The organism is Clostridium sp. CTA-19 (assembly GCF_054767855.1).
In genome coordinates, this window is the sequence record NZ_BAAABH010000090.1 from 1 (window position 1) to 702 (window position 702).

Annotated in this window: 2 tRNA genes and 2 rRNA genes; all 4 read left to right on the top strand. The window is 38.9% G+C overall.

The features are described from left to right. A 23S ribosomal RNA gene (locus tag ACYUE0_RS17735) occupies positions 1-113 on the top strand; the annotation flags it as partial. A gap of 288 nt (positions 114-401) precedes the next feature. Further along, positions 402-519: ribosomal RNA gene (rrf, locus tag ACYUE0_RS17740) — 5S ribosomal RNA — on the top strand. 25 nt (positions 520-544) lie between these two features. Continuing rightward, a tRNA-Ile gene (locus tag ACYUE0_RS17745) sits at positions 545-621 on the top strand. Between the two features lie 5 nt (positions 622-626). Then, positions 627-702 (top strand) — tRNA-Ala (locus ACYUE0_RS17750).

Consider the following 702-nt stretch of genomic DNA (forward strand, 5'->3'; position numbering starts at 1 on the left):
CCCATAACGTAAGTTAGTAAGACTCCTGAAAGAACATCAGGTTGATAGGTGAGGGGTGTAAGCATGGTAACATGTTCAGCTGACTCATACTAATAAGTCGAGGGCTTGACCTAATATAATCACTGTGCAATTTTCAGAGAACAAACTCTGAAAAATATTTTAAATTAATATTGACAAATATGAATTTAAAATATAAAATAAAAAAGTAGTTTTAAAAAATTATTAGAAACGAGTAGTTCTAGGAAACGATGAAATACGAAGTTTATAGTAAATTTAAAATAAATTAAGAGAAGCAAGTAATGCTAGAAAATGACTGAGTGAGAAGCGGAGTTTATTTATATAAATGAGCATAGAAACGAAGGAAATTGACGACGCAGTACGTAGCTTATATTAATTTAAAATCTGGTGATGATGGTTTAGAGGGTAACACTCCTTTCCATTCCGAACAGGCAAGTTAAGCCTCTAGACGCCGAGAGTACTGCAYGGGTGACTGTGTGGGAGGGTAGGTTGTTGCCAGGTAGTACCAAGTTAATCTTGGTARTAAGGATCTTTAGCTCAGTTGGTTAGAGCAACCGGCTCATAACCGGTAGGTCCGGGGTTCGAGTCCCTGAAGGTCCACCATATTTGGGGGTATAGCTCAGTTGGGAGAGCACCTGCCTTGCACGCAGGGGGTCAAGAGTTCGAATCTCTTTATCTCCACCA